Origin of the sequence: Niallia oryzisoli, from assembly GCF_043641075.1 — a bacterium.
Taxonomy (GTDB): Bacteria; Bacillota; Bacilli; order Bacillales; family Cytobacillaceae; genus Bacillus_BD; species Bacillus_BD oryzisoli_A.
Genome location: NZ_JBHZRC010000005.1, coordinates 213,061 through 226,648 on the forward strand (window position 1 = coordinate 213,061; position 13,588 = coordinate 226,648).

The 13,588-nt window shown below is 38.5% G+C and carries 13 protein-coding genes and 1 riboswitch; all 13 genes read left to right on the forward strand.

Translation table 11 applies throughout. The annotated features are described in order from the left end of the window. Positions 1-62 precede the first annotated feature (62 nt). The 13 genes from ACHUFV_RS16555 (at position 63) to ACHUFV_RS16615 (ending at position 13,575) form a co-directional block, all read left to right on the forward strand. Positions 63-2,447 carry a polyprenyl synthetase family protein gene (locus ACHUFV_RS16555; RefSeq protein WP_394236037.1) on the forward strand — a complete coding sequence of 795 codons (2,385 nt, stop codon included), beginning with the start codon at positions 63-65 and terminating at the stop codon, positions 2,445-2,447. A 133-nt stretch (positions 2,448-2,580) separates the two neighbouring features. Further along, positions 2,581-2,764: riboswitch (Lysine riboswitch) on the forward strand. A 172-nt stretch (positions 2,765-2,936) separates the two neighbouring features. Further along, on the forward strand, positions 2,937-3,782 hold the full coding sequence (locus ACHUFV_RS16560) for a transporter substrate-binding domain-containing protein (RefSeq protein ID WP_394236039.1): 846 nt from the start codon (positions 2,937-2,939) through the stop codon (positions 3,780-3,782). Between the two features lie 61 nt (positions 3,783-3,843). After that, positions 3,844-4,608, forward strand: coding sequence for an amino acid ABC transporter permease (locus ACHUFV_RS16565; protein ID WP_394236040.1), 765 nt, complete (start codon positions 3,844-3,846; stop codon positions 4,606-4,608). Positions 4,609-4,628: 20 nt separating this feature from the next. Further along, complete coding sequence (locus tag ACHUFV_RS16570; protein WP_394236042.1) at positions 4,629-5,366, forward strand: amino acid ABC transporter ATP-binding protein; 738 nt, start codon at positions 4,629-4,631, stop codon at positions 5,364-5,366. 378 nt (positions 5,367-5,744) lie between these two features. Beyond that, positions 5,745-7,070 (forward strand): phenylacetate--CoA ligase family protein, encoded by a 1,326-nt coding sequence (locus tag ACHUFV_RS16575; RefSeq protein ID WP_394236044.1) that lies wholly within the window; start codon positions 5,745-5,747, stop codon positions 7,068-7,070. A gap of 408 nt (positions 7,071-7,478) precedes the next feature. Beyond that, positions 7,479-8,438, forward strand: a complete 960-nt coding sequence (gene paaA, locus ACHUFV_RS16580) for a 1,2-phenylacetyl-CoA epoxidase subunit PaaA (protein WP_394236046.1) — start codon at positions 7,479-7,481, stop codon at positions 8,436-8,438. A gap of 19 nt (positions 8,439-8,457) precedes the next feature. Further along, complete coding sequence (gene paaB, locus ACHUFV_RS16585; RefSeq protein WP_394236048.1) at positions 8,458-8,811, forward strand: 1,2-phenylacetyl-CoA epoxidase subunit PaaB; 354 nt, start codon at positions 8,458-8,460, stop codon at positions 8,809-8,811. Beyond that, positions 8,808-9,614, forward strand: a complete 807-nt coding sequence (gene paaC, locus ACHUFV_RS16590; protein ID WP_394236050.1) for a 1,2-phenylacetyl-CoA epoxidase subunit PaaC — start codon at positions 8,808-8,810, stop codon at positions 9,612-9,614. The genes paaB and paaC overlap by 4 nt, the downstream gene beginning before the upstream one ends. Before the next feature lie 27 nt (positions 9,615-9,641). Next, entirely contained in the window at positions 9,642-10,142 is a 501-nt protein-coding gene (gene paaD, locus ACHUFV_RS16595; protein ID WP_394236052.1) for a 1,2-phenylacetyl-CoA epoxidase subunit PaaD, read from the forward strand. Positions 10,143-10,161: 19 nt separating this feature from the next. Then, on the forward strand, positions 10,162-10,464 hold the full coding sequence (locus ACHUFV_RS16600) for an EthD family reductase (RefSeq protein ID WP_394236053.1): 303 nt from the start codon (positions 10,162-10,164) through the stop codon (positions 10,462-10,464). Beyond that, positions 10,464-11,240 carry an enoyl-CoA hydratase/isomerase family protein gene (locus tag ACHUFV_RS16605; protein ID WP_394236055.1) on the forward strand — a complete coding sequence of 259 codons (777 nt, stop codon included), beginning with the start codon at positions 10,464-10,466 and terminating at the stop codon, positions 11,238-11,240. The genes ACHUFV_RS16600 and ACHUFV_RS16605 overlap by 1 nt, the downstream gene beginning before the upstream one ends. Before the next feature lie 15 nt (positions 11,241-11,255). After that, on the forward strand, positions 11,256-12,029 hold the full coding sequence (locus tag ACHUFV_RS16610) for an enoyl-CoA hydratase-related protein (protein ID WP_394236057.1): 774 nt from the start codon (positions 11,256-11,258) through the stop codon (positions 12,027-12,029). A gap of 28 nt (positions 12,030-12,057) precedes the next feature. After that, positions 12,058-13,575, forward strand: a complete 1,518-nt coding sequence (locus ACHUFV_RS16615) for an aldehyde dehydrogenase family protein (RefSeq protein WP_394236059.1) — start codon at positions 12,058-12,060, stop codon at positions 13,573-13,575. The last annotated feature ends 13 nt before the right edge of the window (positions 13,576-13,588 follow it).

Sequence of the window (13,588 nt, forward strand, 5' to 3'; positions counted from 1 at the left end):
TGTTTTAGCAGAATCATCATACAAATAATAAAGAAGATATTTATATAGAAGGAATGTGTTATATGAATGAGGAGCTACTAATAAATGCAGATGCGTGCTATCGATTGGCTGAGCAGAAGGCTGCTCATTATTTTAATACACTCTCTGATCAGGTTATGCAGCAGAGCTATGTTCCAGTTTTGACAAAAGATATACAAGCTTGGAAGCAGAACCATATTCGTCATCATTCCATATTATCCTTTCTATCACCGGAGAAGGGAAATAAGAAGCCTCAGGGATACCACAATTATATTCAATGGCTAGATTACACAGGCAAGCTAGATCGTTATCTCGAACGAAGCATCTCATATATTTTCATGAGGGACCTCGGGAAGGCATTGAATTCACCACATACACAGAAAAGGGTCCAGCGTGTTGTTGGAAATTTGAAAAAGAACCTTACCAGTTCTAAAACAAAAAGCAAAGAAGATAAAACAGATACGTTCAGTATGGCCGGTTTGTATCGTAAGGCTCAGAAGGAGGGCATCGAATCCACCTTTATCTGGCTAATGAACAAATTAAAGACTGTATCCTCCCGTATACCGGAGGGGATAGATGCCGTGCATGCCGAGCGGAAGCTTATCAAAATTATTGCAGGAGTCATGATGCATGAAATAGAGGAAATGGATGAAGGGATATCCCTTAAAGAACGCAGCAGGAAACTTGATATAGCCATCAGGCTGGGCTATTCCTATGGTTTAACCTATCCCTTCATTGATGACCTTCTTGATTCCGGCGTCTTATCAGCTGATGAGAACCAGCAATATTCTAATTTAATACGGACAACCCTTGTTACCGGCATTGTTCCGGAGTTGGGAGAATGGCACGGAAAGAATGCCGGCCTAATCCAATTTATTCATTCAGAACTCCGGGAGGCCTTCGAGTATATACAAGCGCATCTTCATAGAGAGACAAAAGAGTTTTTTTTCGAACAGGCCTTTGTATTTTTCCATTCCCAGGAAATAGATCGGATGAAAGATTTAACCCAGCCAAATTACACAAATGAAGAACTATACATACCAGTCATTTTAAAATCAGCTTGTTCTCGGCTGATTGCTCGGTCTGTTATTAGTGCTCCCCGAGATGAAGACTTTGACAACCAAACATTTTTTTACGGTATTTATAACCAGCTTGCTGATGATTTTGCTGATATGTTTGATGATATGGAGGAAGGGGCAGTTACTCCCTATACGTATTATCTGAAGTATCATGATAAGCGTCCTGACTTGATTAACCCCTTTGAATTATATTGGACGGTCATTTTTCATTTAATACACGATGTCTATCACTCAGATTCCAATACCCGCGAAGTCATATTGGACAGGGCTATTAACGGTTTGAAACGTTTTAAAGAGCGAATGGGCCCCGAAAAGTATAATGAAATTATGGTGCTTTTCACTTCGAACATTCCAAAATTGAATCGGGTTATTCAAAAAATGGTGCAAAAAGCAGATGATGTCGATTTCTTTGATAAACTGCTGAGGGATCATATAATCACCATTCTGAAAAATGAACGAAACGAGCAGGAGGAATTTTTAGAAACAATAAAAACCGTACGTTCTCAAATCAATGATACCTTATCTATTCCTAAAGATAAGAAGACTGCTCTATTGAAAGAGCCAATTATTGAAGCCGCCAACTACAGTCTTGAAGGTGATGGAAAGCGTTTGAGACCGATTATGACCTGGGCCATGGGTGTTAATGGATATGGATTAAAAAGTACTGCAATCATACCGCTTTTGAAATCATTGGAATACATGCATACTGCCTCCTTAATCTTTGATGACCTGCCATCACAGGATAATGCATCCATCAGAAGAGGTCATCCGACCCTGCATCAGGCCTATAACATCTCCACAGCGGAATTGACCGGTCTCTTTCTAACGCAACGTGCGGTTAGGGAACAGGCATCCCTTAACCAATTTGATTCGAAGACAGTCCTTCAATTGGTTCACTACTCGGCCCAAAAGACTGAGGAAATGTGCCGGGGACAGGCGATGGATTTAGCATCAATTGGTAAACCATTAACACTGGAGCAATTAAATCTAATAGCGTTTTATAAAACCGGGATCGCATTCGAAGCTTCCCTTATCATGCCTGCGCTTCTTGCACAGGCGCAAGAAAAGGAATTAGAAACGTTGAAAAAATTTGCTTACCATGCTGGTATTGCCTTTCAAATTAAAGATGATCTGCTTGATGTTGAAGGAGATATTGATGTGATAGGAAAACCTGTTGGTAAAGATGTAGAAAACCATAACTCAACATTTGTATCAATTCTAGGTCTGGAAGGTGCTAAAAAGGAAATGTGGGAACATTTCTGTCTAGCAACAGAAGCGTTGCAGGAGGTTCCAAGAAATACCACTTTTCTGAAGCATCTATTGAACTATATAGTGAATCGGGATCATTAACACTATTATTACTATAGTAATAATGCGATGCTTTTTATAGTGAGCTAAACAAATATGATAGATTGACAGGATCTAATAATTATTTTAAAATACAAAATATAATTAGCTAATCGAATACAGCCTCACTTTTTACAGGTGGGGTAGAGGTTGCGGGATTTAACAGTCTTTAGTGGAGTCTGAGGAGACGATGAGACTAGGGAGAAGGAAATACCGCCGAAGCATGTAATATCCTCAATATTGCTTGCTGGGTCTGCAGCTAAGAACTGCAGGACTGTCTCAATAAACTTCCCGGTTTATTGAGGGGTGCTATCTCATTATGGGAAAAGAAGAGGGAAATTTAGGCCTGTTGCAAATACAAGGACCTGAGTTTAGCTCAGGTCTTTTTTTGTTGAAAGAAATGCCTGAATAAACAAAAATTCTGTAAGAAAATGCAGGGAAAGAGGAATAATAGATAGAACTACCATTAAACTAAAAAAGGAGAGGAAAAGGATGAGAAAAAAATTAGCATTATTTTTAACAGTTACACTTGCTGCACTTTTATTTATATCAGGCTGCGGCAACGGCAGTACATCTGACGAATCAAAGGATGCAGCAAAGAATGATAAGACATTTACAATTGGTCTTGAAGCAGGATATGCACCCTTCAACTGGACACAAATGGATGATTCCAATGGTGCTGTAAAAATGGATGGCAATGCAGAATATGCGGGCGGTTATGATGTTGAAATTGCCAAGAAAATAGCTGAAGGCTTAGGAAAAGAATTAGTGATTGTGAAAACAGAATGGGATGGACTTGTACCTGCGTTGACTTCAGGGAAAATTGATGCCATTATCGCAGGTATGTCTCCAACAGCTGAACGTAAAGAGACTATTGATTTCACGGATAACTACTATAAATCAGATTTAGTAATGGTTGTAAAAAAAGGCGGCAAGTATGAAAATGCGAAAACCCTTAAGGATTTTAAAGGCGCGAAGGTTTCAGCACAATTAAATACATTCCACTACTCAGTGATTGACCAAATTGACGGTGTTCAAAAGCAGCCGGCAATGGATAACTTCCCGGCCATGAGGGTTGCCCTTGAATCAGGGGTTATTGATGGATACGTTTCCGAACGTCCAGAAGCTGTGAGTGCTTCATCTGCAAATGATAACTTTGCGATGGTGGAATTTACTGAGGGCTTTGAAACATCTGATGATGATACGGCTATTGCAGTAGGGGTTGCAAAGGATAGTGACTTAACAGAAGAAATCAATAAAATCTTAGCTGGAATTTCTGAAGAAGAACGCCAGCAGATTATGGACAATGCTATAAAGAACCAACCAGCAGCTGAATAATGATCATGTGGAACCGAGTGCAGTATAACGCATTCGGTTTCATGGTTATAGGAGGAGAAACATGAGCTTTGAGTGGGTAGTCAAAATAATTTCAGAGAACTGGCCAATGTTCCTTCGCGGGGCAGGTGTGACGCTGTTCATATCAATTATAGGTACGATAGTGGGTTCCTTGATTGGATTATTAATCGGTGTCATACGAACAATCCCAATCCCTGAGCGGGGACCTAAGAAAATAGTTTTAAAAGTGGTTAATGCCATTCTTTCTATTTATATTGAATTTTTCCGTGGTACGCCAATGATTGTACAGGCAATGGTTATTTTCTATGGGTCAGCGTTAGCATTCGGGTTTGATATGGACCGGTTGTATGCGGCCGTTTTTATCGTGTCGATTAATACAGGTGCCTATATGTCGGAAATTGTCCGCGGCGGGATTGTCTCGATAGATAAAGGACAATTTGAAGCAGCACAGGCCATCGGGATGAATCATTTTCAGACGATGTTTAATGTGGTCCTGCCACAGGTAATTAGAAATATTTTACCAGCAACCGGAAATGAATTTGTTATTAATATTAAAGACACATCGGTATTGAACGTTATTTCAGTTTCAGAGCTATTCTTCCAGACCAAGTCGATAGCAGGCAACAACTTTAGATATTTTGAATCATTCTTTGTTGCGTGTATTTTATATTTTATTATGACCTTTGCCGTGACAAGAATATTGCGCTGGGTTGAAAGAAAACTGGACGGTCCGGACAACTATATTATGATGGGAAATCAAATGCAGGTTGAAACGCCAGAAGACATTATGCGCAAGGAAAAAAATTAGACGAAGGAGGAAGAGCAACAGTGGAAAAAGTAATCGATATTCAGCATTTAAGTAAATCCTTCGGGTCGCATGAAGTATTGAAGGACATTGATTTTTCTGTAAATAAAGGAGAAGTAGTTTGCATCATCGGTTCCTCTGGTTCAGGGAAATCAACTCTTCTTCGTTGTGTCAATCTCCTTGAGAAACCGAGCGGCGGCCAGATTATTTATAACGGAGAAAATATTCTCGATGACAAGCATGATGTATATGAGTACCGAAAAAATCTTGGAATGGTCTTCCAGCAATTTAATCTGTTTAATAACCATAATGTCTTAAACAATTGTACGGTAGGGCAAATAAAGGTGTTGAAGCGTTCAAAGCAAGAGGCAGAACAGGTTGCTTTGAAATATTTGAAGGTTGTTGGAATGGATAAATTCATTAATGCCAAGCCAAAGCAATTATCAGGAGGTCAAAAACAGCGTGTTGCCATTGCAAGAGCGCTTTCGATGGAACCGGCTGTTATGCTTTTCGATGAACCGACATCTGCTCTTGATCCTGAAATGGTTGGAGAAGTTCTAAAGATCATGAAGGAGCTGGCTGAAACAGGTCTGACGATGCTAATCGTCACGCATGAAATGGAATTTGCAAGAGAGGTATCGGATCGTGTGGTATTTATGGACAAGGGTGTGATTGCTGAAGAAGGAAGTCCTGAGCAGCTATTCAACAATCCAACTGAAGAACGGACAAGAGAGTTCTTAAAGCGGACGTTAAATAAATAACAATCAAAGGGTGAGCCCCAAAAGGGGCTTGCTCTTTTTTTGTTTTCCATGAATTATCTACTGAATAACTAAAGAAAAAATAATTTTCAAAAAATTTATTGTATAATTACTACTATAACCATACTAAAAAGCTATATAAATATTATTGAAATTTTCTTGCTTTGGATTAAAATTATTAATATAACAATGATTTACTATGAAAAATACCTATTGAAGAATAGGAGTTTGTGAAATTTTTATAATAAATATGAAAATTCTAAATATATTTACAACTATTTTAATGTGTGATAACTTATTAATGACAAATATAACAGGTTTATTTAAAAATAAAAAAACCTGTTATATTAAAGATAAATGTTGATTAGGGGAGGAACGTACATGATTATCCATAATGAAGAGGTTTTTTCACGCGAGGAGATGGAAGCGCTTCAGTTAAAGCGATTACAAGAAACAGTTGAAAGAGTATATAACAAAGTGCCGTTTTATCAAAACAAATTAACGGAAAGTAATCTAACACCTGAGAACATCCAATCTGTTGAGGATATTAAGAAGCTTCCTTTTACAAAGAAACAAGATCTCCGTGATAACTATCCTTATGGCTTGTTTGCTGCGAACCAAAAGGAGATTGTTCGTATCCATGCTTCATCAGGTACAAGCGGAAAACCAACTGTTGTTGCTTATACTCAAAATGATATTGATAACTGGGCAAGTATCGTGGCACGAGCCATTGCAATTGCCGGAGGGGAGCCTGAAGGGGTCTTCCAAAATGCCTATGGGTACGGCTTGTTTACAGGTGGTTTAGGGATTCATTATGGTGCAGAAAAACTTGGCATGGCAACGGTTCCTATATCAGGTGGGAATACGGACCGTCAAATAACTGTTATAGAGGATTTTAAACCAACTGTTATCGCAGGGACACCTTCCTATATTTTAAAAGTAGCTGAGGAAATTAGTGCTCAAGGTAAAGATCCTCGTGATACATCATTGAAGTTTGGTATCTTTGGAGCAGAGCCTTGGTCAGAGGAAATGAGACGAGTATTAGAAGAGTCATTTGATATTAAGGCATGTGATATATATGGTTTAAGTGAAGTTATGGGTCCTGGTGTGGCAATGGAATGTCATGAAGCACAAGATGGTCTACATATTGCAGAGGATCACTTTATCGTAGAAGTCATTAATCCTGATACGCTTGAGCCGGTTCCAGATGGAGAAGAGGGAGAATTAGTTTTCACTAGTTTAACGAAGGAAGCATTTCCTGTTATACGATATAGAACGGGTGATATTGCATCTATTACAAGGGAAAAATGTAAGTGTGGCAGAACGACAACAAGAATGTCCCGTGTAAAAGGGCGTATCGATGACATGTTAATTATTCGCGGTGTTAATGTATTCCCATCAGAGATTGAACATTTCCTCATTCAGCTAGAGGAACTAGCACCACATTATCAGGTTCATCTATTAAGAGAGGCTAATCTTGATATTGTAGAACTTCATGTTGAGATTACTGAAAGTATCTATCAACAAATAAATGGTGATATGGGACATGCAACCATTTCATCCATTAAGAAAGCTGTTCAACATTCAATGAAAAACCATTGCTTGGTTAGTATGAATGTTAAAGTGCTTCCTCCAAAAAGTATTCCTAGATCTGAAGGGAAGGCAGTACGTATCATAGACAGAAGACAAGAAAAGGTATTGGCATAATAAATAGCCTTTTTGTCGATATAAATATCTGAATCTTCGTAATAGATAGTAAAATTTGTAAATGATAGAAAAGGTACAGCTCCTATTGGCAATGGAGTTGTACCTTTTTCAGTTCTAGTTCCGTTGACATTCAAGCAAGGGATCTCTACTTCTTTCATAATCAAGAATGAAAATCCAACTGGGTGAATTTATTTATATAACAAGCGATTAAATTTTAAATGAATTAACGTTATTTACTATGAATAATATTGATGATATGATCACCACCTTTGAAGAATAATTGCTCTGAAAGTCCTTGATAATCCTACATAAATTTATAATATAAAAAATTATCAGAAAATGATTGCAATTCATATAACAGTAATTTATAATAACGTTATAAAGTTGTTATATAGGGAGGCAAAACAAATGGTTAATGCGGCTTTGTTAACTGAAGAGTCAGTAAAACTGGAACAGTTTATTCAAAGAATCGAAAATGGGGAAAAAATTGAAGTAGATGACTGGATGCCTGAAGAATATAGAATCGCATTGATAAAGCTGATATCGATGCATGGGATAAGTGAAATTATGGGAGCGCTTCCTGAGAAAGAATGGGTTCCGAAAGCTCCTTCATTAAATCGTAAGCTTGGTATCATGGCAAAGGTTCAAGATGAAATGGGACATGGCCAATTACTATTGCGTGTAGCCGAGGATTTATTAAAACCGTACGGAAAAAACAGAGGGGACTTAATGGATGATCTATTTAAAGGAGATTTAAAATTCCATAATGTCTTCCATATGGCAACAAAGACTTGGGGCGACGCAGGATTAATTGGATGGCTTGTAGATGGAGCAGCGATTATCACACAAACGAATATGCTAGGTGCTTCATACGGTCCTTATGCAAGAGCGTTACAACGTATCTGTGCAGAAGAAGTATTCCATGCTCACCACGGTGAAGCCATTATTATGGCACTTGCAGAAGGAACAGAAGAGCAAAGAGAAATGGTCCAGGATGCATTAAACCGTTGGTGGCCAGCGCTTCTTATGTTCTTTGGTCCGGCAAGCAGTGATACGACAGGGGCATCTAAACAGGATGTAACAATTAAATATAAGATTCGTACAAAATCAAATGAAGAGCTTCGACAAGATTTCTTTACAAAATATATTCCAAGAATCCAATCTCTAGGGCTAACGATTCCAGATTCAACGATTCATTTCGATGAGGAAAATCAAACATGGATTTACCAGCAGCCTGATTGGAACGAATTTAAGCAAATCATTAAAAATAAAGGGCCGCGTTCTCAAGCGAGATTGAATCTACGCCGTACATCCTATGAAAATAACGCATGGGTAAGAGATGCATTAGCGGCAGTGAGTAACCGATAAACGGGAGGAGGACTAAAAAATGGCAAACGAAACCAAAACATTTTATCAAGAATATGAAGTATTTAGTAAAAGAACACCAAGCGCTTCATTCCAACATCAATTTAGCCTTCTTGCACCAAATGAAGAAATGGCAATTGTGATGGCACAAGAAAATTTTATGAGAAGAGAACCTGTTTATGATATTTGGGTTGTGAATCGTACAAATATTCGTGGGTTAGACCAAGAAGAAAAGAGTATCTTAAACCGTCTGGATAACAAAGACTATCGAAATACAAAAGGTTATGGTTACTTAAAGAAAAAATGGCGTGATTACGAGCAAAAAATGTTTGACGAAAAAGAAATCCTATCTTGGGCAAAGGAGAAAAGTCAATGAGTGGAGCTGCATTAAATCCAGAAAATAAAAAAGCAATTATTAGCCTATTATATCAATTAGCAGATGACGACTTTCTATATGCCTATCGTAATTCTGAATGGTTAGGACTTGCACCGCATATAGAAGAAGATGTTGCTTCATCCTCTATCAGTCAGGATAGTATGGGGCACGCGGCGATGTTTTATCGTTTACTTGAAGAGTTAGGGGAAGGAAATGCTGATGATCTTGCCCATGCTCGACAATCGCATGAAAGAAAGAATTGTATTTTAGTAGAAAGAGTAAACGGTCCAGGAAATTATATGGAAGATGCGCAATATGATTGGGCATATGCAGTTGTTCGAAATTATCTTTATACAGCTGCTAAAAAAGTAAAAATACAATCATTAAAACAAAGCTCTTATCAGCCTTTAGCTGACGTAGCTTTAAAGGTTGATATGGAATTACATTATCATTCTCTTCACTGGAAGACTTGGTTTGTTCAATTATTTAGTTCAACTGAAGAAGCCAAAGCTCGCATGAATGAGGCGTATGCAAAAGTAATGGATGATTTCACAGATGTCTTCTCATTTGGGAAGGATGCGGAATTAATCAAAGTTTATAACTTAATTGATGAAGAAAGTGTATTAAGACAAAAATGGATTGATACGATTGCACCTGTATTAGAATCCGTTGAAATACAAATACCTGAGACCTTTAATACCGGCAAATTAAACGGTAGAAACGGTGACCATACCAAGGATTTACAGGGAGCGCTAGCAATTCTAAGTGAAGTGTATGATATAAATCCTGCAGTTGCTTGGTAAAGTGAAAAGGAAAAGAGGGGTCATACCATGTACACAACCATTCAATGTTCGAAAGAAGATGTGTTACACGTATTAGCAAATGTCAAAGATCCTGAAATAGATACAGTGAGTATTATCGATTTAGGAATGGTAGAAGGTATCACAATCGATAATCAAACAGTAAAGGTCGAGATCCTGCCAACATTTGTTGGGTGCCCTGCTTTGGAAATGATTCGTGGGAATATTGTAAAGGCTGTCAATGCATTAGAAGGCGTGGAGGAGACAACGGTGACGTTCGTCAACTCTCCTCCATGGACCTCCGATCGAATCACGGAAAAGGGAGTACAAGGACTAAAAGAGTTTGGTATTGCACCACCTCCTAAACATATGAAGGAAGACGGTTCCTGGCATGTGGATTGTCCATTTTGTGGATCAACTTACGTTACATTAGACAATATTTTTGGCCCGACAGCGTGCCGCAGTATTCTTTATTGTAAAAGCTGCAAAAATCCATTTGAAGCAATGAAACTAATTTCAAACACAATGTGAAAGAAAGAGGCTGGATACAATGGTAAAACTAATCGCATTTTATAAACAACCTGAAAATAAAGAAGCTTTTGATGAACACTATTTCAATGTGCATGTACCTATTACGGAAAAAATTCCTGGATTACGGAAAATGAAAGTGACAAAAGGAACAGGTTCTCCAATGGGTGGGGAAGCGAAATATTATTTAATCTGTGAAATGTATTATGACAGTTTGGAGGATTTAAAGGCTGGAATGAAATCTCCTGAAGGGAAAGCATCAGGAAAAGATGTGATGAGTTTTGCGGGTGATATTGTCTCCTTTATGATTGGTGAGGATTTGTAATGAATTCATTTGAGTATATTGAAAGATATATAGAGGATGGTGTAGGGGTTATCCAACTAAATCGTCCTAGACAGTTAAATGCGTTAAATCGAAAAATGATTCGGGAAATCGTGACTGCTCTTGAACAATTTGATCAAAATGATGAAGTAGTTTCCATTTTAGTGACTGGTAAGGGCCGTGCCTTTTCGGCGGGAGCAGATATTGACGAAATGGCTGAAAGTGACTCTATTCAGATGGAATTGTTAAATCAATTTGCTGATTGGGACCGAATCTCCCTTATCAAAAAACCAATGATTGGCGCAGTTAAGGGGTTTGTATTTGGCGGAGGATTTGAGTTGGCCTTAAGTTTAGATATCCTTATCGCTGCAAATGGAACACAATTTTCTTTCCCAGAGGTCCAACTGGGCGTGATGCCAGGAGCAGGCGGTACGCAGCGGTTAACTAAAATTGTTGGCCGAGCAAAAGCGTTAGAGTGGATTTGGACAGGTGATCGCATTCCTGCTGAAGAGGCATTGGAATATGGGATTATCAATCGAATTGTTTCAGAAGAAGTAATAATGGAAGAAAGTATGAAATTTGCGAAAAAATTAGCAAAGCAGCCTCCTCTTTCCTTAAGACTTATTAAGGACTCAATCAATAAAGCTGTTGACTATTCCTTATATGAAGGTATGCAGTATGAAAGGAAAAACTTCTACCTATTATTTTCATCTCAAGATCAAAAAGAAGGAATGCAGGCTTTTATCGAAAAGAGAAAAGCAGAATTTAGAGGAAGATAAGGAGGCTGCATGAAAATGTACGAAACGATTCAATACTTGGTTGTAGATGGTGTAGCAACAATTGAATTAGCTAGACCGGATAAATTAAATGCCTTTAATCGAACGATGATCGCCGAAATGACAGCGGCAGTGAAAGAAGCAGGGAAAGACAACGATGTAAGATGCCTCGTGTTTACAGGGGCAGGACGCGGCTTTTGTTCAGGACAGGACTTAGCTGATGTCGATGACAATATGGACCATGGTCAAGTATTGCGAGAACAATATGGTCCATTGATGAAAAGTATTATGAGCCTAGAAAAACCAGTTGTAGCAGCAGTAAACGGGGTAGCAGCAGGAGCAGGTTTCAGTTTAGCTCTAGCATGCGATTTCAGGCTGGCATCCGAAAAATCAAGCTATATAAATGCTTTTATAAATATAGGTTTAATTCCTGACTCTGGTAATCTTTATTTCTTGCAAAACCTTGTTGGTTATGCAAAAGCGATGGAAATTTCTGTTTTAGGAGAGAAAATTTCTGCAGATAAAGCGAAAGAGTTAGGGCTTGTCACAAAGGTTATTCAAACAGAAAACTGGGACGAAGAGGTTTCTCGGTTTTCTGAAAATTTAGCGAAGTTACCAACGAAAGCGATTGGTTTAATCAAACGAAATTTAAAATACGCCGATACCCTTTCGTTTGAAGCGTTTTTAGAGTCAGAAGCACAAGGGCAAAGAATCGCCGGTTTGACAAAGGATCATCAAGAAGGTGTTCAGGCCTTTATTGAAAAAAGAAAGCCCGTATTCATCGGGAATTAATTCAGGATACAAAAAGGAGCGGAACAAAATGACAACTATTCAACAAACTACTACAGAAAAGAATACATTGAAAAGAGATTTCTATCATTTAATCATAAACGGCCAAAAAGTAGAAAGTTCAAATGGTGGAACGATTAAAACGTATAATCCAGCTACAGGCGAGTTAATTGCAGAGGTAGCTAAAGCGACACAAGAAGATGCAGAAAAAGCAGTTCAAGCTGCACGTCATGCATTTGATCACGGTAAGTGGAGAAAGTTCCCTGTTAATAAGCGTTCACGCGTTTTAAACAAAATCGCTGCTATTATGCGCTCAAGATTCAATGAATTAGTAGAGCTAGAAATTCTAGATACAGGTAAATCTCTTGCGACAGCTCAAGGTCAAGTGAATCAAGCGATTGAAGACTTTGAATTTTATGCAGGCGCTATCGTTTCTCACGGCGGACGTGTAAATGCTATGCCAGGTCAGTTCCACAACTATACAGAAAAAGAGCCTGTTGGGGTATGTGCACAAATTATTCCATGGAACTATCCACTAATGATGGCAGCGTGGAAGGTTGCTCCTGCGATTGCGGTAGGATGTTCAATCGTTGTGAAGCCTGCTTCATTAACTCCGCTAACCGCTATTATCCTAGGTGAAATTTGCATTGAAGCTGGTGTTCCTGAAGGTGTTGTCAATATCGTTCCTGGCTCAGGCTCAGAGGTAGGAAATTATTTAGTAGAACATAAGCAAGTAGATAAGGTAGCGTTTACTGGTTCTACTCCAATTGGAAAGAACATTATGGCGAGAGCATCTGAAACATTGAAGCGTGTAACATTAGAGCTTGGTGGTAAGTCTCCTAATCTAGTATTTGAAGATGCAGATATCGACGCTGCAGTAGATGGATCATTATATGGAATTTTCTATAATACAGGACAATCTTGTGAGGCTCGTTCCCGTCTATATGTTCATGAAGATATTTACGATGAATTTGTCAGCAAATTTGTTGAGAAGACAAAGAGAATCAAACTAGGTGACCCATTTGATCAAGCAACACATATCGGTGCAATTATTGATCAAAACCAAGTAGAGGTTATCGATGGTTATGTGAAATCTGCGATTGAAGATGGAGCGGAAATTCTAGCAGGCGGTAAGAAAGCAGTAGTAGAGGGATTCGAAAACGGCTACTGGTATGAGCCAACTGTGATTGCAAACGTAAACCATGATATGAAAGTTGTAAAAGAAGAAATCTTTGGACCAGTTGTTGTCATCATGAAGTTTAAAGATGAAAAAGAGGCTATCAAACTAGCTAATGATACAGAATTTGGTTTAGGTTCTGCGATATGGTCAAAGGATGGAGCGCGTACACAACGTGTTGCAGGTCAAATACAAGCAGGTATTGTCATGGTGAACTGCCCATTCTCAGCTATGCCTGGAACTCCATTTGGCGGTTATAAGCAATCTGGTTTCGGAAGAGAGCTTTGCATTGAGACATTAGATTTATATACAGAGACAAAGAGTATCGTATCTTACTACGGTAGTCGTCCATTAAATCCACTAGGTTTGTAAGATCAGAACGTTC